Genomic DNA, 18,565 nt, shown 5'->3' on the forward strand with positions numbered 1-18,565 from the left:
GGTCGCCGTGACGCAAGGAAATTCCGCATAGGCGCTTTGGGCGAGTTTCCCTCACCACGCCGCTTGCGTTATGAAGCCGGATCATTATATTGCGTCGCAACAGTTTCCCCGGCAGAGCCCCCCGATCGATCTCGGAGGGTTTTTTTGTTGTGCGCGGCCGACGTGCCGCGGTGTCGGGGCGGCATTGCGCAACGGAAGCCCCAGAGCGGATTTAAGAGTCCCCGACACATGAATCTTCGTAACGTCGCCATCATCGCGCACGTCGACCACGGCAAGACGACCCTGGTCGATCAGCTCCTCAAGCAGGCCGGTTCGTTCCGCGAGAATCAGCAGGTCGCCGAACGCGCCATGGACTCCAACGACCTGGAGCGCGAGCGCGGCATCACCATCCTGGCCAAGTGCACGTCGGTCCTGTGGAACGACCTGCGCATCAACATCGTGGACACCCCCGGCCACGCCGATTTCGGCGGCGAGGTCGAGCGCATCCTCTCCATGGTGGACGGCGTGGTCCTGCTCTGCGACGCCGCCGAAGGGCCGCTGCCGCAGACCAAGTTCGTGCTGGGCAAGGCGCTGAAGCTGGGCCTGCGCCCGATCGTCGTCATCAACAAGGTGGACCGTCCCGACGGCCGTCCGCACGAGGTGCATGACGAGGTGTTCGACCTCTTCGCCTCGCTCGATGCCTCGAACGAGCAGCTCGATTTCCCGACCCTGTTCGCCTCGGGCCGCAACGGCTGGGCGACCACGGACCTGGAGAACGGCGCCCGCGAGACGCTGACCCCGCTGTTCGAGCTGATCCGCGACCACGTCCCGCCGCCCAAGGTGGAAGAGGACCTGCCCTTCGCGATGCTGGCGACCACGCTGGAGGCGAACCCCTATCTGGGTCGCATCCTGACCGGCCGCATCCAGACCGGCAGCGTCAAGGTCAACATGGCCATCAAGTCGCTGAGCCGCGACGGCAAGCTGATCGAGAACGCCCGCATCAGCAAGGTGCTGGCCTTCCGCGGTCTTGAGCGCGTTCCGGTGGACGAGGCGCACGCCGGCGACATCGTCGCCCTGGCCGGCCTGACCACCACCACCGTGGCCGACACCATCTGCGCGCCGGAAGTGGCCGAGCCGCTGAACGCCCAGCCGATCGACCCGCCGACCCTGGCGATGACCTTCTCGGTCAACGACAGCCCGCTGGCTGGCCGCGAGGGCGACAAGGTCACCAGCCGCATGATCCGCGACCGCCTGTTCCGCGAGGCGGAAGGCAACGTGGCGCTGCGCATCTCCGACACCGAGGGCGGCGACGCCTTCGAGGTGGCCGGCCGCGGCGAACTGCAGCTCGGCATCCTCATCGAGACGATGCGCCGCGAGGGCTACGAGCTGGCCATCAGCCGTCCGCGCGTGCTGTTCAAGACCGATCCGCTGAACGGCCAACGCCTGGAGCCGATCGAGGAAGTCGTCGTCGACGTGGACGAGGAGTTCTCCGGCACCGTCGTGCAGAAGATGGCGGAGCGCAAGGCGGACCTCATCGAGATGCGTCCGTCGGGCGGCAACAAGACCCGCATCGTCTTCCACGCCCCGTCGCGCGGCCTGATCGGCTATCAGGGCGAGTTCCTGACCGACACGCGCGGCACCGGCATCATGAACCGGCTGTTCCACGGCTATGCCCCCTACAAGGGCACCATCGCCGGCCGGCGCACCGGCGTCCTGATCTCCAACGCCGACGGCACCGCGGTCGCCTACGCGCTGTGGAACCTGGAGGATCGCGGCCCGATGCTGATCGATCCGGGCGTTCCGGTCTATCAGGGCATGATCATCGGTGAGCACACCCGCGGCAACGACCTCGAGGTCAACGTCATCAAAGGCAAGCAGCTCACCAACATCCGCACCACCAGCAAGGACGAGGCGGTCCGCCTGACCCCGCCGATCCAGATGACGCTGGAGCGCGCCCTGTCCTACATCGGCGACGACGAGCTGGTGGAGGTGACGCCGAAGTCCATCCGCCTGCGCAAGCGCTACCTCGACCCGAACGAGCGCAAGCGTCACGCCCGCGCCGCCGAAGCCAGCTGAGGCTGATAAGCAAGGCAGCGTTGAGATCGCGGGAGGGCTTCGGCCCTCCCGTTTTCTTTTCAGCAACGGCAGCCGCGGTTACCCTTCGGAAAACGCATGCGGAGGGACCGATGTCGGGACGCGAACACAAGTACGGCACTACGGTCACCTGGACCGGCAACCAGGGAACCGGAACGTCCGGATACAAGGCCTACAGCCGCGATCTTGAAATCGCCGCCCCCGGCAAGCCGCCGATCCCCGGATCGTCCGACCCGGCCTTCCGTGGCGACCCCGCCCGTTACAATCCCGAAGACATGCTCGTGGCCTCGCTCTCGTCCTGCCACATGCTGTGGTACCTGCATCTGTGCGCCGTGAATGGCGTCACGGTGACCTCCTACACGGACGAGGCATCCGGAACGATGGCCGAGGACGCCGATGGCGGGGGCCGCTTCACCGACGTCGTCCTACGCCCCCAGGTCACCCTTGCCCCTGGAAGCGATTCCGCCAAGGCCGTGACCCTGCATCACGAAGCCCATGAGAAATGCTTCATCGCCAATTCGGTGAATTTCCCGGTGCGGGTCGAGGCGCGGATTGCCGTTGAATGACAAAGAAAAACCCCCTTCCGGATGGAAGGGGGCGAATCCTAGTCCCTCAAGCTCTTTTTCTTAATGTCGGGCTTCTCGCCCAATTCGTCGAACTTCTCCTGGACAGGCTTGTCCGGGTTGCCTGAGGCCTGCCCAGTTTCCTTGATGAGCTTGTCCTCGATCCGCTGAGCGGCGTCGGACGGGGCATCTTCCTTGCGATGCCCCCGCTCCTCCGTGCCCATCACTTGTCGCCTTTGAGGATGTCCTTCACCTTGCCGACGACCTTGTCCAGCTTGCCCTCGGCCTTGTCGGCGCGGCCTTCGTCCTTCAGATCCCGGTTGCCGGTCAGGTCGCCGGCCTGCTTCTTGACTTCGCCCTTCAGCTCCTTGCCGGCACCGGTGATGCGATCGGTGTTCATGGTGCCTTCTCCTTTGATTGGTGACTGTTTCAGCGACCGTAAACAGGGCCGCAAGAGAAACGTCACGCCTTCGCTTGCCCGCAAAGGGAGAGGAGTCCGTCGCGTCCGGCTTTGCCGCGCCTCACTTTTGCCCCAACCCTTCCCCGATCTTTCGGATAAGGCTGTCCCGCTCCTCCGGGCTGTAGCGCTCTGCGAAGCCCGCCCCCCACACCGGCCCCGGCCACGCCGGGTCCGTCTTGGAGCGGGCAATGACGTGGATATGAAGCTGCGGGACCAGATTGCCCAGAGCCCCGACGTTGATCTTGTCCGGCTTGAACAGCGCATCCAGCGTGCGCGAGGCGAGGGCGATCTCGTCCATCAGCCGGTGCTGGTCCTCTCGGCACAACTGGTGGATCTCCGTCAGGCCATGCCGGGCGGGAACCAGGATCAGCCATGGCCACACCCGATTGTCCATCAGCAGGACGCGGCACAGCGGCCATTCGGCAATCAGGGCGGTATCGGCCTGCAAACGGTCGTGCAGATGGAACATCGTCATGGGGTCCCGTGTCTTCCCTTCGGCCAGTAAGGTTTTCCTTACGGCGTCCGGGGAAGAAAACGCCCATCCGGTGCGTTCGTCCAGTGGGGATTGCCGCCGCTGCAGGTCTGGGGACCGGCGCTTCGGAGTGGGACTGGTTGCGGGACTAGGAAAAATGTATAAACTGCCGCACGATCTTTATTCGGTCCGGTGATGTTCCGGTCGGAGGCGTTCGCTCTTCCGGCTTATGCGGATCGCGCGGCGGATTGAGACGTGTCCTGCAACCAGGGTGGTGGGTACGGGTGTTCGGTCCGAAGGCGGTGTCGGGGCGGCGAGTCCCCCTGCGTGCCGATCCGGTTGAACCCCTTCGCTGAATTCAAAGATGCCCGGCCGGGGCGGACAAAGCCAGGACGGTCGGCAGACGTTTGGGACAAAGAAAGACGGTCATGCGCAAGTCGGCGATCGCGGCTCTTCTTCTCGTGATCCTGGGCAACATCGGAGTCTGGGCGCTGTGGAACCGCCCGGTCGCCGAGCGGTCCTGGGGCGGCGCCATCAGCGGCGTCGGCTACACGCCCTTCCACCCGGACAAGAGCCCGTCCAAGGGCGACAAGGCCTCGGCGGAGGATATCGAGAAGGACATGAAGGCCCTGGAGGGGTCGGTCAAGGGCGTCCGCATCTACTCCACCACCGACGGGTCGGAGCAGACGGCGCCCATCGCCCGCAAGTACGGAATTCCGATCACCGCGGGCGCCTGGATCGCCGGCAAGCCGGAGATCGACGAGCCGGAGATCAACGGCCTGATCAAGCTGGCGCGCGACAACAACAACGTCCGCCGCGTCCTGGTCGGCAACGAGGCGATCCTGCGCGCCGACATCACCGTCCCCCAGGCCATCGAATACATCAAGCGCGTGAAGAAGAAGGTCAACGTTCCGGTCTCCACCGCGGAGCCGTGGCACGTCTGGCTGGAGCATCCGGAACTGGCCGAAGCGGTGGACTTCCTGGCCGTCCACCTGCTGCCCTATTGGGAAGGCGTACCCGCCGACCAGTCGGTCGATTACGCCATGTTCCGCTACAACGAGTTGAAGACCAAGTTCCCCAACAAGCACATCCTGATCTCGGAAATCGGCTGGCCGGCCGACGGCCCGTGGCGCCGCGGCGCCGAGGCGAGCCAGGTCAACCAAGCCAAGTTCATCCGCACCTTCCTGAACGTCGCGGCGCAGAACAAGCTCGACTATTTCATCATGGAGGCCTTCGACCAGCCCTGGAAGCGGGAGATCGAAGGCACCGCCGGCACCAGCTGGGGCCTTTGGGACGCATGGCGCAAGCCGAAGTTCCCGATGATCGGCGAGGTGACGGAACTGCGGAACTGGCCGCTGCTCTGCGGCATCTCCATCGCCGTCGGCTTCCTGCCGCTCGTCTTCTTCCTGTGGCGCCGCGGCGGCGACCTGAAGTTCGGCGGGCAGATCTTCTACGGCGCGATGATCCAAGGCGTGTCGTCGGTTCTGGTCTTCACCTTCACCGCGGCCAGCGTTGCCGGCCTCGCCACCACCACGGAAATCGCCTGGGGCATCCTGGTCTTCTGCCAGCTCGTCCTGCTCGCCGTCATGCTGATCGACGGGCTGGAACTGACCGAGGTCGTCTGGCAGGACCGCTTCAAGCGCAAGTTCCAGCCCTGCTCGGCGGCGCCCCTGCCCAACGCGCCGAAGGTCTCCATCCATGTGCCCTGCTACAACGAGCCGCCGCACATGGTCATGGAGACCCTGGACGCGCTGGCCCGATTGGACTACCCGAACTACGAGGTCCTGCTGCTCGACAACAACACCAAGGACCCGGCGGTGTGGCGCCCGGTCGAGGAGTACTGTCGCAAGCTGGGGCCGAAGTTCCGCTTCTTCCACCTCGACAATTGGCCGGGCTTCAAGGCCGGCGCGCTGAATTTCGGCCTCGCCCAGACGGCGCCGGACGCCCAGCACATCGCGGTCATCGACAGCGACTACCAAGTCCACCCCGACTGGCTGAAGGCGACGATTCCGCACTTCAACCGGCCCGAGGTCGGCTTCGTCCAGTCCCCCCAGGACTACCGGGACTGGAGCCACGACCTGTTCCAGCGGATGATCAACTGGGAATACGCCGGCTTCTTCCACATCGGCATGATCCAGCGCAACGAGCGCAACGCGATCATCCAGCACGGCACGATGACCATCATCCGCAAATCCGCGCTGGAGGAGGTCGGCCGCTGGGGCGAGTGGTGCATCACCGAGGACGCCGACCTCGGCCTGCGCCTGTTCGAGCACAAGTACGAAGCCGTCTACATGCCGGAGAGCTACGGCAAGGGCCTCGTTCCCGACAGCTTCTCCGCCTACAAGACGCAGCGCTTCCGCTGGGCCTACGGCGCCGTGCAGATCCTCAAGCACCACTGGCGCGACCTGCTGCCGGGCGGCCCGCGCCTGACCGCCGGCCAGAAGTATCACTTCATCACCGGTTGGCTGCCCTGGTTCGCCGACGCCGCCCACATGATCTTCGGCATCGCCGGCATCATCTGGTCGCTCGGCCTGCTGGCCTTCCCGAAGTATTTCGAGTTCCCGCCCAGCGTCTTCATGATCCCGACACTCAGCGTCTTCGCCTTCAAGGTCGGCGCCTCGCTCTGGCTGTACGAGGCGCGGGTGAAGTGCGGCTTCTGGGACAAGGTCGGCGCCGCCATCGCCGGCATGGCGCTGACCCACACGGTGGGCCGCGCCATGTGGCTGGGCATGTTCACCTCCGGACGCCCCTTCGTCCGCACGCCGAAGTGCGAGAACCAGCCGGCGCTGATGCAGGCCTTCCTGATGGCGCGGGAAGAGATCGCGCTGCTGCTGGGCCTGTGGGGCGCCGCCCTCGCCATCGTGCTGGTGTTCGGGCACGAGAACCGTGACGCCTTCATGTGGTCGGGCCTGCTGGTCGTGCAGTCGCTGCCCTACCTGTCGGCCTTCATCACCGCGCTGATCAACGCCTTCCCGAACATCGGGCTGGGCAAGCAGCGGCCCGAGCCCACGGAAGCCGCCAAGGCCGGGGCGGATTGACCGTCCCCATCGGAGCGCGAACTGAGGAGAGCCCGCCACCCGGCGGGGCTCTCCTCATGTCGGCCTTTCGATGGTTCGTCCGTCCCTTCAGTCCTGGGAACCGCCATCCGCCATCTGCCCGACCCCGACATGAGCCGACGCGGGATGGGCGGCGTTCACCTGGATCATCAGGCGTTCGACGATCTGCAGCGCCAAGCGGTGCAAATTCGGGTCTTCGCCATTGGCATCGCGATTTTGATGGGCAGCTGCGGCGTCTTCGAGCGCAGCATGCGCTTCTTCAAGCCGTAAGACGCCGCGTTCCACCAATGCGAGCATAAGGGATTCACAAATCGAGAGGGCAGCCAGTCCCGCCGCATCCCGCTCCGCCGCCATGCCGCCCCCCGCACTCATCTGTTACCACCGACGGCCGTTCAAAACCCCATACGGCCAATGCCACCAACAGTTTTGTATATGATCCCTCACCTGTCCGGTCGAGAAAATCTAACCCCCATTAACCTATGTTATAGATGGTTTTATCGTTTGGCTTAATCGTTCGAGGCCGCCCGGAATTGGGCTGGCAGTGGCACTCGCTTCGGGGCCATAACAATTGGACGATCAAAGGCTGGAACAGAAATGACCCGCGCCCAGGCCAACATACCGTCATCTCCACTGGGGCGCAAGATAACGAGTTACATGAACTTGACAGATGAGGAGAAGAGTTTCCTCGGCGAGTTGGAACGGAATGTTACACGACACGGTTCGCGATCCGATCTTCTCCAGCAGGGTGAGCGCTACGGTTGCGTGCGCGTGATGCGCAAAGGCTGGGCGATCCGGCATAAGGCGCTCCCCGACGGGCGGCGGCAGGTCGTCAATTTCGTCCTGCCCGGCGACATCATCGGCTTTTACTGCAACCTGTTCGAAACGGCCGACCATGGCGTCACCACGCTGACCCCCGCTGAGGTCGCCAACTTCCAGCCGGAACGCATCATCGAGCTGTTCAAGCTCTTTCCTCGTCTGGCCGCGGCCCTCGCCTGGTCCGGCGCCAAAGAGGAGGCGATCATCGCCGAACGCCTGCTCAGCGTCGGGCGCCGCACCGCCCTTGAGCGCACCGCCCACCTGATCGTGGAACTGCTGCGACGGTTGAGCATCGTCGGCCTGGTCGAGGAAGGACGTTTCACCCTGCCGGTAACCCAGGAGATCCTGGCGGACGCGCTGGGGCTCAGCATCGTCCACATCAACCGGACGCTCCGACGGCTGCGCGACATCGGGCTGATCGATCTGGCCGGACAGCAGATCACTGTCCACGATGTGAAGCAGCTCGCCTCCGTCGGCCAGTTCGACGAACTGTACCTGCACCTGATCCAGGCGCCGAAGCAATTGGAGCATGCGCTGGACGCCAAGTCGGACCGCAAGCGTGCAGGCGACTGATCCTGTTCTTCAGTCCCCAACGATATTCTCCTCCGATTAACCTATGACAATGCGACGGCGCGCTGCCTGATATAGAATCTAAATTACCTGCTCAGATAACCGAGCGGACAGCGGCCCCCAAGATGGCTTTCCCCAACAGGCCGGCCGGAGGGAATCGGGCAGCCGGCTTCGCCGTCCTGTTGTTCACCGCTCCCCGCTGTTCATTTGGATTACGCATGACCGACGTTTCCCTCGCCGGCCGATCCGCAAGCTCAGGCACACTCACGGTCGCCCTCCTGGAGGACGACATGGTGCTGTGCCTGTGCATGGAAACCCTGTTCGAGGACTGGGGAATGCTGCTGGTCAGCGCCCCGACGCCCGCCGCTCTTCTGGACGCGCTGAACGGCGGCACGCTCCCCGATGTCATGGTTGCCGATTATCATCTGGGCCGCCACGGCAAGGCGCCGGAATCCGTCAAGGCCGTCTTGGCGGAACTCGGATCGGCCATTCCCGTCATCATCACCACCGGAGACGAGTCCTTGGCCACCCAGGCGGAAATCCGCGACGCCGGCTGGCATTTCCTTCCCAAGCCCTACGACCCCGAATCGCTGCGCGCTCTGATTCTGTCCGTTCTCGGGCGGACGGACTGAAACGCCCAGTTCAGGCGCCGCACCGTCAGGCGCCGGCCCGGACATCCTCCACCAGTGCTTCCAACCGTTGCAGATCGCGAACGATCAGTGCGTCCGTCCGCCGCTCCACCAAACCATCGCGGGCGAGTTCGTTCAACACCCGGGCGACGGTCTCGCGGGCAGTACTGACCCGGCTGGCGATGTCCGCATGGACGGGGATCGGCGCGATCACCGCCACCCGACCTTCCACCCGCCCCCGCTTGGCGAGCCGCAGCAATTCGGCGTGAACGCGGTTGTTGGCGCCCAAGGTCGACAATTCCATCACGCGGTCGGTGGCAATGCGGACGACACGGCACAGCCGCCTCATCACCGCCATGGCAAGGTCCGGATGGCCGGACACCAGATCCTGGAAGGGCCGGGGCGCCAGGAAAGCGATCAGTGTCCCCTCCTCAAGCGCGACCGCGGAGGCCGAACGGGGAAGCCCGTCGATGGCCGCCATCTCGCCCAGGAAACCGCCGGACTCGATGTCGTCGAAGCTGATCTCGCGTCCCGCCGGCGAATGGCTCAGCACCCGCACGCGCCCATGAACCACCAGCACGACATCCCGCGAATCCCCTTGGTGGTCGATGATCTGCTCGTTCACGTGGAAGCGGCGCCAGCGGCATTGGCGCGCCACGGCGGCGCGCTCCTCCGCGGACAGCGGGCTCAGCAGCGTGATTCCATCCAGCCGGTACGGCCCAGCGTCGGCAGGCACGGCTTCTCCTTCATCGGTCGGCGGCCTGAGGTCAGGGGCTGGCAGCATAGACGGACCTGCGCAAAGGTGGAACAAACTCCCTCCAACGGGTATCGCTAACGTCCCGTTAACCCTGAAAGCGGCAGAACGGACGGGACGCGCCCACCGGAATTGAGAGAGCCATGTCGTTCCAACTGCCCTCCGGCCCCGTTCCCCGCAGCCTGATCCCCAACGCTGGCCGCGTGGATTCGCAGCGCCTGCTGTCGGTCGTCGCCATCCCCTTCGCCGCAGCCATCGCCATGGCCTCCGCCGTGGCGGCGATCGGCGGCGTGACCGACCCCATCGCGGAGGCCGGCGGGCCCATGTACTTCGTCCTGAACTTCGTGAAGTTCTGTTATCTGGCGGTCTCGATGGCCCATCTGTCCGGTGCCCTGGCGGAGCGCGCCAACGGTGGCCTGCCCGCCGGCCTGTGGCTGGACGAGATGGAGCGGTCCGAACCGGAATCCCGCGAGTCCTTCTGGCACGCCTTCCCCAACCACCTCGACGGGGCGGCGATCGCCGGCTGCGTCACGATGCTGTGCTTCCTGCTGACCTGAGCGTGCGCCGTCCGGACAGCGCGCCCTCCTCGACGCGGATGCGGTGCAGGGTCAACGGCACGTTCAGCAGCGTGGCCAGCACCGCGATCCACCACGCCCCGAAGACCAGGGGCAGCACGGCCAGTTCCCCCGCCACGACCAGATAGTTGGGGTGGCGGACCCAGCGGAAGGGCCCGCGCCGCACCAGCGGTGCGCCTGGCAACGTGATGATGCGGGTGGTCCAGAACCGCCCCAGCGTGGCGATCACCCAAACCCGCCCGGCCTGCAGCAGCACGAACAGAGCGAGCAACCAGCCGTTGATCGGCTCGTCCGCCGGCACGACGGCGAACAGCAGCGCCAGCCACCCCGCATGCAGCCCGACGAACAGCGGGTAATGGGCGGCCCCGACTTCCTGGGCGCCCTCGGCCAGCAGACGGCGCGTGTTGCGCTGGGCGACAACAAGTTCGCCAAGCCGCTGGGCCGCGACCAGCAGCAGGATGACGTGGGGCCAGCCCAGTGGCAGCGTCTCCATTCCAAGCGCTCCTAAAGGTCGATTTGGGCCAGCGCGGCGGTGAAGCCGGGGCCGAGCGCGCTCATCAGGTGGGGCCCGCGGGCACCGGACGTGATGCGTCGCTCCAGCACGAACATCACGCTCGCCGCCGACATGTTGCCGCAACGGCGCAGCACCGCCCAGGCGTCGTCCAGCCCGGCGCACACCGGCGCGCAGACCTCCTCCAGGGCATTCAGAACTTTGGCGCCGCCAGGGTGGCAGATCAGCCCGGCGAGGTCGCCGCGAGCCAGCCGCCGCCGCTCCAGGAATCCGTCGAGCACCGGCTCCAACCGGTTGCGGATCAGCGCCGGGATGCTCTGGCTGAAGATCACGCCGAGCCCGTCGTCCTCGACCCGCCAGCCCATCACGTCCTGCGTTCCCGGCCAGGTGTGCTCCGCGCCATCGACAAGGCGCGATCCTTCCCCGTCATCATCGGCGCGCAGAACCGCCGCGGCGGCGCCGTCCGCGAACAGGGCGCTGGCGACGACGTTGGTCGGGGTCGCCTCCGCCGAGCGGAAGGCCAGCGTACAGAGTTCCACCACCAGGAACAGCACCGTCCGGCCCGCCATGGCCTGGGCGATCTGCCCGGCGCGGGTCAGCCCCAGCACGCCGCCGGCGCAGCCCAGACCGAACAGCGGCAGCCGCACCGTGTCGGGACGGAAGCCCATGCGTTCCAGCAGAAGCGCCTCCAGGCTGGGCGTGGCGATGCCGGTGGTCGAGGCGCAGACGATAGCGTCCACGTCCTGCGGCCGCAGGCCGGCACGGGCCAGCGCCTGCCCCGCCGCCTCTTCCAGCAGGGACAGGGCACCGTCGCGGAAGGCGGCGGTGCGCTCCGGCCAGCCGCGCGGTTCCATATACCAATCGATGGGCATGACGGCATGGCGCGTCTCGATGCCGGTGTTGGCGAAGACCGGCACCAGCCGCTCGAAGTCGCGCATTCGCGGCCCGAAAACCGCCCGCGCGACGTCGAGCGCCTCGTTCTGGCTGAGACGATGGGGCGGCAGGGCCGTGGCGAGCGAGAGGATGCGGGGGGTATGGTTCATCCTCAGCGATGTGATGCGCGCGGGGGTGGCGGACCAGCCCCCCGGAGGGAGTTCCTTCGCTTGCTCTCCCGCGACTCTTTCCTGCCGTCCGATACGTCGATGTGGATTGAGCAGGAGCCATGTCCTGTATCACTATACCGGGCGGCGGATTTGCAGGGGTGGGACGGTGGATCGGAACGAGCAGGACAGCCAGAGCACGGTGGACGAAAGCACGTCCCACCGGCCCGCCGGCATCGGCCTGATGGGGCGGCTGCGCGCCTATTTCCTGGCGGGCGTTCTGGTGACGGCGCCGATCGCGGTCACGGTCTATCTCGGCTGGTGGCTGCTGGCCTTCATCGACGGGCATGTGCGCCCGCTGATCCCCTCCGCCTACAACCCGGAAAACTACCTGCCCTTCTCCATCCCCGGCATCGGGGTGCTGACGCTGATCATCGTGCTGACCCTGATCGGCGCCTTCGCCGCCGGCTATGTCGGGCGGCTGGTGGTGCGCATCGGCGAAGGCGTGGTGGAGCGCATGCCGGTCGTGCGCTCCGTCTACGGGGCGGTGAAGCAGATCGTCGAGACGGTGCTCGCCAAGAAGTCCAAGGCCTTCCGCGAGGTGGTCCTGGTGGAGTTCCCGCGCCACGGCATGTGGTCGCTGGGCTTCATCACTGGCGGCGCCCATCCGGAGATCCAGAAGATCTCCGAGGAGGAGATGGTGCACGTCTTCATCCCCTGCGCCCCGCCGACCGCCGGCTATCTGGCGATCCTGCCACGGCGCGAGGTGACCGTTCTGGACATGACGGTGGAGGACGGGCTGAAGCTGGTGATGTCCGGCGGCATCGTCACCCCGCCCGACCGCAAGCCCCCGCCGCAGCTTCACAAGCTGGATCGGGAGCGCAAAAGCGCCTGACGATCACCAGCACCCTCAACCCGCTCAGTAGCTCACACGGATGCCTTCACGGTATTGCTGAGCGGATTTCGCGTCCTCGAAGGCACCAATTCCGCCCTTCTGCATCGCTTCCCACGCCGCCATGACCTCTTCGCGCAATTGAACCCGCTGGCCCATCACCGGAGCGTCCGTCCTGGCTTGCGATGCAGGAAGGGAGATCGAGGGAAACAACGAATCGTCCGACGTGAATTCACGGTCCTGCGCAACCGTATGGGAGGATGGCTGCCCCGTCCGCTCGGCAATCAGAGAAGCCGCATCACGCTCTCCGAGGGAGCGAAGGGCCTTGTCGATGGACGACAGGTCAACCCCGGCATCCTTCAACTTGTAAGCCGCATCGGCTTCCTTGCGTGTGTACGCCATCCGCGAATCGGCGGGCTGCGTGATGCTGAAGCCTTGGAAGGTATCCAGAATCATACGCTGGTTACCGGATTGAGCAAGCAACAGCGCCGGGTTGGTGCCCTGCGCCATCAGTGAGGTCGATATCTCCCCATACTGCTCTGACGCTCCCTGACCACGCTGATCCAGCAGGGACAGCTTTCCCATAAGCTCCTCTCGCTTTGCGCTGGTCGCGCTGAGAGCCTTTCTGAAATCATCCGACGTGGTGTCGTCGCTGGAGAAAAGCCCCGCATTATCATTGTGAGCCATGCGAAACGTCGCCGAGTACGCCGTGAGACGGGACTCTTTAAGCCGCTGTTTGAGCGCATTATGGACGTCTTCGCCGGTCAGCTTGCCGCTGTCGACCAACGACGACAACTGCGTCCGTGTTTCAGCAGACAGCGCATTGAACGCGGTCAAAGACTCATCGCGCAGAGAAGAGGCCAGAGGGCTCAACGACACACTGTCCGCAATCCCTCCGGTGGTCCCACCGATCGCCCGCCCTGTTCCGCCTCCTGACGCCGACGAAGCGGACGGAGACGGAACGGAAGACGATGTGCGTTGGATTGATCCGCCCAGTTGTGAGGAGACATCGGAAATGCTCATCGCCGGATTCCTCGCCAGTTAGGAAAAGTGGCATTGTACTAATTATAAACAAAAATGATCATGAAGACACCATTCATGCGCAAATTCACATGCATATGCGTTAATAAACTCAGGCCATATTTCGCCAAACTCAAACATTGATCAACGCCCAGCCGACAAGGCGTTTTGCATTTCTCACGCGACCTGCGTATGAGCGTTGATCAATATTGTTGATATTCAATTACTCTCTTCCAAGAATCACTCAGGTGAACAGGCTGTTCCATGACGAGTGCGCGAGAGCGCCCCAGCCGCTGACGAGCGATCCGTTGACTGCGGCTCCCTCAATGGTACCAACACCATCGTTTCCGAGATTCGTCAGCATTCCGCGAATCATGATACCATTGTCGAAGCTGCCATCGTTAAGCTCGCCACTCTGGTAAATGTAAAATGTGGATCGATCATCGCCCCAAGTCACCGTGAGCGAAGTGGCATTCACCATGTAAAGAAAGTCAAAATTATTGAACTCATTCCCTGAGAGATCATCAACAACGGTAATTCCGCCAAGAGAAAAGTCGTGATAGTACAAATCATCACCAGAGCCGCCGTATAGCGTATCGGCATTGCTCAATCCGGAAGCTGTTCCTCCGCCGAGGAGCGTATCGTTGCCGTTGTTCCCGTAAACACGATCCCGTCCCCAGCCGCCATCAGCATAATCGTTTCCATCATCGGCGTAGATCCAGTCATCTCCGCTGCCGCCGTATATTTCGTCGTTTCCTTGAAGGCCAACAATACTATCATCACCGGCGGTTCCAGGAAGATAATCTGCGCCCGCCGTTCCAATAATCACAGCCATGACGAACTTCTTGTTCAATTTATTATTCCATTGATGAGAGTTCATGATTAGCCGACAGGACGACAATTCTCAATAGAAAAATATAAAAATGCACTAACCCTTAGTTATCTAATCATTAGATACCAATACAAATTTTTTGAATATTTTCATATGCATTGCATTTCGTTGAAGGAGTGTAGGCGAGCATTTCCCTGCCGACTTGGCAGCGGTGATGCACTGAAAAAGAGGCACTCTTTGGGGATCCGGCGACGGGCAGGCTCGCGCGAAAAAGCGCGCGCACCTCAGGCTTGAGAAGCTTGCCGGAGAACAGACTTGGTGCGCCGATCAAGATTTTGATCGGACCGGGCAAAATCAATGGTTTGCGCCCATGAAAACAGGGTCTTGTTCTGCGCTCCTACCCCGATCGCAACGTCTTTGCGGCGGCATCCCGCTCGAACAGGTACAGCAGGGTGCGCAGCGCCTGACCGCGCTCGCCGGCCAAGTCCGGATCGCGGTCCACGATCAGCTTCGCGTCGTCGCGGGCGGCGGCCAGCAGATCGCCGTGCACCGCAAGATCGGCCATGCGGAACTCGGGCAGGCCCGATTGGCGGGTGCCCAGCACCTCGCCCGCGCCGCGCAGCCGCAAATCCTCCTCGGCGATGACGAAGCCGTCCTCGGTGTCGCGCATCGTCTTCAGGCGGGCGCGCGCCGTTTCCGTCAGTTGCGGGTCGAACATCAGCAGGCAACTGGACGGCTTCTCTCCGCGTCCCACCCGGCCGCGGAGCTGGTGAAGCTGGGCGAGGCCGAAGCGCTCGGCGTGCTCGATCACCATGACGGTGGCTTCGGGCACGTTCACGCCGACCTCGATGACCGTGGTGGCGACCAGAACATCCAGGTTGCCGGCCTGGAAGGCCGCCATCACCGCGTCCTTGTCCGGCCCGCGCATCTTGCCGTGCACCAGCCCCACCCGGTCGCCGAAGGTGGCGCGCAGGAAGGCGTGGCGCTCCGTCGCGGCGGCGAGGTCGGTCTGTTCCGATTCGTCCACCAGCGGGCAGACCCAATAGACCCGCGCGCCCTCCTGCACTTTGCGGTGGATTCCGTGCACCACCTCTTCCAGCCGGTCGAGCGCGATGGTTACGGTCTGGATCGGCTTGCGCCCCGCCGGCTTCTCGGTCAGGCGCGACACGTCCATGTCACCGTAGGCGGTCAGGGTCAGCGTGCGCGGGATCGGCGTTGCCGTCATCACCAGCACGTCCACCGCCCGCCCCTTGGCGGAAAGCTGGAGCCGCTGGTGGACGCCGAAGCGGTGCTGCTCGTCGATCACCGCCAGCGCGAGGTCCTTGAAGGCGACGTCCTCCTGGAACAGCGCGTGGGTGCCGACCAGCAGCGGCAGCTCGCCCGAGGCCAGCCGGTCCAGCACGGCCTGCCGCGCCTTGCCCTTGTCGCGCCCGGTCAGCAGGGCGAGGTCCACCCCCGCCGCCTTGCACAGCGGGGCGAGGCTTTCGGCGTGCTGGCGGGCGAGGATCTCGGTCGGCGCCATCAGGGCGGCCTGATGGCCGGCCTCCACCGCGTTGAGCATCGCCATCAGCGCGACGACCGTCTTGCCGCTGCCGACGTCGCCCTGGAGCAGGCGCAGCATCCGCCGCTCCGCCGCCATGTCCTCGTAGATTTCCTCCAGCGAGCCGGCCTGGGACTTGGTCAGGGAAAAGGGCAGCGCCGCGGCCACCCTGGCGCGCAGCCGCCCGTCTCCCAGGATGACGCGGCCCGACAGGCGGCGCTGCTGCATGCGGACCAGCGTCAGGGCGAGTTGGTTCGACAGCAGCTCGTCATAGGCCAGCCTTCGGCGGATCGGGTTGGTCGGGGCGAGGTCGGCCTCGTCCTCCGGCGTGTGGGCGCCGCGGATCGACTCGTGCCAGGTCGGCCAGCCGTTGCGGGAACGCCACGCGGCGTCCTGCCATTCCGGCAGTTCCGGCACGTCGTTCAGCATGGCCCGCACGGCCTTGCGCAGCGTCTTGGCCGGAAGCCCGGCGGTCATCGGATAGACCGGCTCCACCGCCTCGATCTCGTCTTTCAACTCCAGCGGGACCACGGCATCAGGGTGGGTGATCTGCGGCGTGTCGTGGAACCACTCCACCTTGCCGGACACCACCACCGTCTTGCCGACCGGCATCTGCCGTTCCAGCCAATCGCCCTTCACATGGAAGTAGATCAGCTCCAGCACGCCCGTCTCGTCGGTGCAGCGCACCTTGTAGGGATGGCGGGAATTGTGCGGGGCGGCGTGCGAATCGATGCGCACCGTCATGGTGGCGATCCGCCCATTCGGCGCCTCGGCGATTTTCGGGGCGTAGCGGCGGTCGATGACACCGCAAGGCAGGTGCCACAGCAGGTCCACGACCTGCGGACCGGCAAGCTTTTCGACGAGCTTGCCCAGCCGGGGACCGAGGCCGGGGAGCGCCGTCACCGGGCGGAACAGGGGGAAGAGAACGACGGGACGCACGGGAATGGAGTCTCGGCAGCGGGGATACGGGGCCTGTGGCACCCATTCAAGCCCGCCGAGGGGGCTCCGCGTCAAGCGCGGCGGCTTCCGAATAGGCTGGGTGGGGAAAAGAAGACGGCGGTGTGCAAGGGGTTTGGGGGGAAGCCTGGGCGGGGGACGCCGATCCAAGGCTAAAACCCGATGCACACCGCCGCAAGAAACGATCCGAGGGTATGCGGGAACATTCCGGATCGTGTGTGGCCGGCGGCGGGAACCGCCGGTGGATGACTCGCCAGTAATCAAACGTCGTCAATGACTGTAGTTCTAGCGCCCACCGTCTGACCCCAGCGTTGCGGGATCATGAAATCGGTTTCATGAATCGCCCTTCAGCGCGCCGCGGCCAGCAGGGCGTCGATGTCCACATGCTCCTCCAGCCGGGCGGCGATGCGGTCGAGCGCCTGTTCCACCGTCGCGGCGTAGGATTGGCCGGACGCCGTTCCCCCCAGCCCCGTCAGGAAGGCGGCGCGGAATCCGTCCGCCCCGAACAGGCCGTGCAGGTAGCAGCCCATCACCCGCCCGTCGACGGACACCGCGCCGTCCGTCCGCCCGTTCGCCAGGGCCAGCATCGGGCGGGCGCGGTCCGGCCCCTCCGTGCGGCCCATGTGCATCTCGTAGCCGGCGACCGCAGCCCCCGTGGCGTTGTCCGTGCCGGCCGCCTCCTCCAGCACCTTCGGCCCCTTCAGGACGGTGTCCACCTCCAGCAGCCCCAGCCCCTCGGCCTCGCCCGGCGGCCCCTCGATGCCGTCCGGGTCGGCGATGCGGCGGCCGAGCATCTGATAGCCGCCGCAGATGCCCAGCACCCGCCCGCCGCGGCGGCGGTGCGCCGCCAAGTCAATGTCCCAGCCCTGGGCGCGCAGCACCGCCAGATCGGCGATGGTCGCCTTGCTGCCCGGCAGGATGACCAGATCGGCGTCACCCGGCAGGGGCTGGCCGCGCGGCACCATGGACAGGGCGACGTCCGGCTCCTGCGCCAGCGGGTCGAAATCGTCAAAGTTGGCGATGCGCGACAGCATCGGCACCGCGACGCGGAGCCGCCCCCCGGACCGGGTCTTCCAGGTGTCCAGCGCCACCGCGTCCTCCGCCGGCAGCAAGGCGGCGTCGGCCAGCCAGGGCACGACGCCGAAGCTCGGCCAGCCCGTGCGCTCCGCGACGACCGACAGGCCGCCGTCGAACAGCCGCACGTCGCCGCGGAACTTGTTGATGAGGAAGCCCGCCACCAGCGCCCGCTCCTCCGGCGGGATCAGGGCGTGGGTGCCGACGAGGCTGGCGATCACCCCGCCGCGGTCGATGTCACCGACCAGCACCACCGGAACGCCCGCCGCCGTGGCGAATCCCATGTTGGCGATGTCGCCAGCCCTGAGATTGACCTCAGCCGGGCTGCCCGCCCCCTCGACCACCACCATGTCGGCTTCGGCCTTCAGCCGCGCGAAGCTGTCGAGCACGGTCGGGAGAAGCTGCCCCTTGCGCGCCTGGTAGTCGCCCGCCCGCGCCGTGCCCGCCACGACGCCGCGCACCACCACCTGGGACCCGACGTCCGACTGCGGCTTCAGCAGCACCGGGTTCATGTGGACGGACGGCACCACCCCGCAGGCCCGCGCCTGCAACGCCTGGGCGCGCCCGATCTCACCGCCGTCGGCGGTGACGGCGGCGTTGTTGGACATGTTCTGCGGCTTGAAGGGCCGCACGGTCAGGCCGCGGCGGACCAGCGCCCGGCACAGCCCGGCCACCAGCAGCGACTTGCCGACGTCGGAGCCGGTGCCCTGCAACATGATCGCGCGCGGCAT

Annotated in this window: 18 protein-coding genes; 7 read left to right on the plus strand and 11 right to left on the minus strand. The window is 65.4% G+C overall.

The genetic code is table 11. From position 1 onward, the window contains the following. Positions 1-228 precede the first annotated feature (228 nt). Both typA and FHW79_RS15125 read left to right on the plus strand, forming a co-directional pair. Positions 229-2,055 (plus strand): translational GTPase TypA, encoded by a 1,827-nt coding sequence (gene typA, locus FHW79_RS15120; protein WP_145676661.1) that lies wholly within the window; start codon positions 229-231, stop codon positions 2,053-2,055. 110 nt (positions 2,056-2,165) lie between these two features. Further along, positions 2,166-2,639: an OsmC family protein gene (locus tag FHW79_RS15125; protein ID WP_183179685.1), complete on the plus strand. Its 474-nt coding sequence runs from the start codon at positions 2,166-2,168 to the stop codon at positions 2,637-2,639. Between the two features lie 38 nt (positions 2,640-2,677). On the opposite strand, the gene FHW79_RS15130 is transcribed toward FHW79_RS15125, so the two are convergent. From FHW79_RS15130 to FHW79_RS15140, 3 genes are all read right to left on the minus strand, one after another. Beyond that, on the minus strand, positions 2,678-2,860 hold the full coding sequence (locus FHW79_RS15130; protein ID WP_183179686.1) for a hypothetical protein: 183 nt from the start codon (positions 2,858-2,860) through the stop codon (positions 2,678-2,680). Continuing rightward, a complete protein-coding gene (locus tag FHW79_RS15135; RefSeq protein WP_014240705.1) occupies positions 2,860-3,036 on the minus strand; it encodes a CsbD family protein in 177 nt (58 codons plus the stop codon). The genes FHW79_RS15130 and FHW79_RS15135 overlap by 1 nt, the downstream gene beginning before the upstream one ends. Before the next feature lie 121 nt (positions 3,037-3,157). Then, a complete protein-coding gene (locus FHW79_RS15140) occupies positions 3,158-3,571 on the minus strand; it encodes an HIT family protein (RefSeq protein WP_183179687.1) in 414 nt (137 codons plus the stop codon). Between the two features lie 425 nt (positions 3,572-3,996). Between FHW79_RS15140 and FHW79_RS15145 the strand changes: the two genes are divergently transcribed. After that, entirely contained in the window at positions 3,997-6,606 is a 2,610-nt protein-coding gene (locus FHW79_RS15145) for a glycosyltransferase (RefSeq protein ID WP_183179688.1), read from the plus strand. Positions 6,607-6,693: 87 nt separating this feature from the next. On the opposite strand, the gene FHW79_RS15150 is transcribed toward FHW79_RS15145, so the two are convergent. Next, complete coding sequence (locus FHW79_RS15150) at positions 6,694-6,978, minus strand: hypothetical protein (protein WP_183179689.1); 285 nt, start codon at positions 6,976-6,978, stop codon at positions 6,694-6,696. Positions 6,979-7,278: 300 nt separating this feature from the next. Here FHW79_RS15150 and FHW79_RS15155 point away from each other — a divergent pair, with 300 nt between their 5' ends. Both FHW79_RS15155 and FHW79_RS15160 read left to right on the plus strand, forming a co-directional pair. Further along, positions 7,279-8,013 (plus strand): Crp/Fnr family transcriptional regulator, encoded by a 735-nt coding sequence (locus FHW79_RS15155; protein ID WP_247884387.1) that lies wholly within the window; start codon positions 7,279-7,281, stop codon positions 8,011-8,013. Positions 8,014-8,228: 215 nt separating this feature from the next. Beyond that, entirely contained in the window at positions 8,229-8,642 is a 414-nt protein-coding gene (locus FHW79_RS15160) for a response regulator (RefSeq protein WP_183179691.1), read from the plus strand. A gap of 25 nt (positions 8,643-8,667) precedes the next feature. Here FHW79_RS15160 and FHW79_RS15165 read toward each other — a convergent pair whose 3' ends face one another. Next, positions 8,668-9,375, minus strand: coding sequence for a Crp/Fnr family transcriptional regulator (locus tag FHW79_RS15165; RefSeq protein ID WP_183179692.1), 708 nt, complete (start codon positions 9,373-9,375; stop codon positions 8,668-8,670). A 161-nt stretch (positions 9,376-9,536) separates the two neighbouring features. Between FHW79_RS15165 and FHW79_RS15170 the strand changes: the two genes are divergently transcribed. Next, entirely contained in the window at positions 9,537-9,950 is a 414-nt protein-coding gene (locus tag FHW79_RS15170) for a hypothetical protein (protein ID WP_183179693.1), read from the plus strand. Here FHW79_RS15170 and FHW79_RS15175 read toward each other — a convergent pair. Continuing rightward, positions 9,922-10,461: an isoprenylcysteine carboxylmethyltransferase family protein gene (locus tag FHW79_RS15175; RefSeq protein WP_183179694.1), complete on the minus strand. Its 540-nt coding sequence runs from the start codon at positions 10,459-10,461 to the stop codon at positions 9,922-9,924. The two genes, FHW79_RS15170 and FHW79_RS15175, sit on opposite strands and share 29 nt — an antisense overlap. 11 nt (positions 10,462-10,472) lie before the next feature. Further along, the gene (locus FHW79_RS15180) at positions 10,473-11,522 is read right to left on the minus strand and encodes a type III polyketide synthase (protein ID WP_183179695.1); all 1,050 of its coding nucleotides are present in this window, start codon (positions 11,520-11,522) and stop codon (positions 10,473-10,475) included. A 166-nt stretch (positions 11,523-11,688) separates the two neighbouring features. On the opposite strand from FHW79_RS15180, the gene FHW79_RS15185 reads away from it, so the two are divergent. Continuing rightward, a complete protein-coding gene (locus tag FHW79_RS15185; RefSeq protein ID WP_183179696.1) occupies positions 11,689-12,414 on the plus strand; it encodes a DUF502 domain-containing protein in 726 nt (241 codons plus the stop codon). A 24-nt stretch (positions 12,415-12,438) separates the two neighbouring features. Here the strand turns inward: FHW79_RS15185 and FHW79_RS15190 are convergent, their stop codons facing one another. The 4 genes from FHW79_RS15190 to FHW79_RS15205 form a co-directional block, all read right to left on the minus strand. Next, on the minus strand, positions 12,439-13,434 hold the full coding sequence (locus FHW79_RS15190) for a hypothetical protein (RefSeq protein WP_183179697.1): 996 nt from the start codon (positions 13,432-13,434) through the stop codon (positions 12,439-12,441). Between the two features lie 241 nt (positions 13,435-13,675). Then, positions 13,676-14,284: a calcium-binding protein gene (locus FHW79_RS15195; RefSeq protein ID WP_183179698.1), complete on the minus strand. Its 609-nt coding sequence runs from the start codon at positions 14,282-14,284 to the stop codon at positions 13,676-13,678. Positions 14,285-14,660: 376 nt separating this feature from the next. Then, complete coding sequence (gene recG, locus FHW79_RS15200) at positions 14,661-16,742, minus strand: ATP-dependent DNA helicase RecG (protein ID WP_183179699.1); 2,082 nt, start codon at positions 16,740-16,742, stop codon at positions 14,661-14,663. A 365-nt stretch (positions 16,743-17,107) separates the two neighbouring features. Then, complete coding sequence (locus FHW79_RS15205) at positions 17,108-18,565, minus strand: cobyric acid synthase (protein WP_183179700.1); 1,458 nt, start codon at positions 18,563-18,565, stop codon at positions 17,108-17,110.

Source organism: Azospirillum sp. OGB3, from assembly GCF_014192915.1.
Lineage (GTDB): Bacteria > Pseudomonadota > Alphaproteobacteria > Azospirillales > Azospirillaceae > Azospirillum.

What these genes read in the sequence shown, in the direction of transcription:
- typA (WP_145676661.1), top strand. Translation starts at nt 229, where the DNA reads ATGAATCTTCGTAACGTCGCCATCATCGCGCACGTCGACCACGGCAAG.
- FHW79_RS15125 (WP_183179685.1), top strand. Translation starts at nt 2,166, where the DNA reads ATGTCGGGACGCGAACACAAGTACGGCACTACGGTCACCTGGACCGGC.
- FHW79_RS15130 (WP_183179686.1), bottom strand. Translation starts at nt 2,860, where the DNA reads ATGGGCACGGAGGAGCGGGGGCATCGCAAGGAAGATGCCCCGTCCGAC.
- FHW79_RS15135 (WP_014240705.1), bottom strand. Translation starts at nt 3,036, where the DNA reads ATGAACACCGATCGCATCACCGGTGCCGGCAAGGAGCTGAAGGGCGAA.
- FHW79_RS15140 (WP_183179687.1), bottom strand. Translation starts at nt 3,571, where the DNA reads ATGACGATGTTCCATCTGCACGACCGTTTGCAGGCCGATACCGCCCTG.
- FHW79_RS15145 (WP_183179688.1), top strand. Translation starts at nt 3,997, where the DNA reads ATGCGCAAGTCGGCGATCGCGGCTCTTCTTCTCGTGATCCTGGGCAAC.
- FHW79_RS15150 (WP_183179689.1), bottom strand. Translation starts at nt 6,978, where the DNA reads ATGGCGGCGGAGCGGGATGCGGCGGGACTGGCTGCCCTCTCGATTTGT.
- FHW79_RS15155 (WP_247884387.1), top strand. Translation starts at nt 7,279, where the DNA reads ATGAACTTGACAGATGAGGAGAAGAGTTTCCTCGGCGAGTTGGAACGG.
- FHW79_RS15160 (WP_183179691.1), top strand. Translation starts at nt 8,229, where the DNA reads ATGACCGACGTTTCCCTCGCCGGCCGATCCGCAAGCTCAGGCACACTC.
- FHW79_RS15170 (WP_183179693.1), top strand. Translation starts at nt 9,537, where the DNA reads ATGTCGTTCCAACTGCCCTCCGGCCCCGTTCCCCGCAGCCTGATCCCC.
- FHW79_RS15175 (WP_183179694.1), bottom strand. Translation starts at nt 10,461, where the DNA reads ATGGAGACGCTGCCACTGGGCTGGCCCCACGTCATCCTGCTGCTGGTC.
- FHW79_RS15180 (WP_183179695.1), bottom strand. Translation starts at nt 11,522, where the DNA reads ATGAACCATACCCCCCGCATCCTCTCGCTCGCCACGGCCCTGCCGCCC.
- FHW79_RS15190 (WP_183179697.1), bottom strand. Translation starts at nt 13,434, where the DNA reads ATGAGCATTTCCGATGTCTCCTCACAACTGGGCGGATCAATCCAACGC.
- FHW79_RS15205 (WP_183179700.1), bottom strand. Translation starts at nt 18,565, where the DNA reads ATGCCGCGCGCGATCATGTTGCAGGGCACCGGCTCCGACGTCGGCAAG.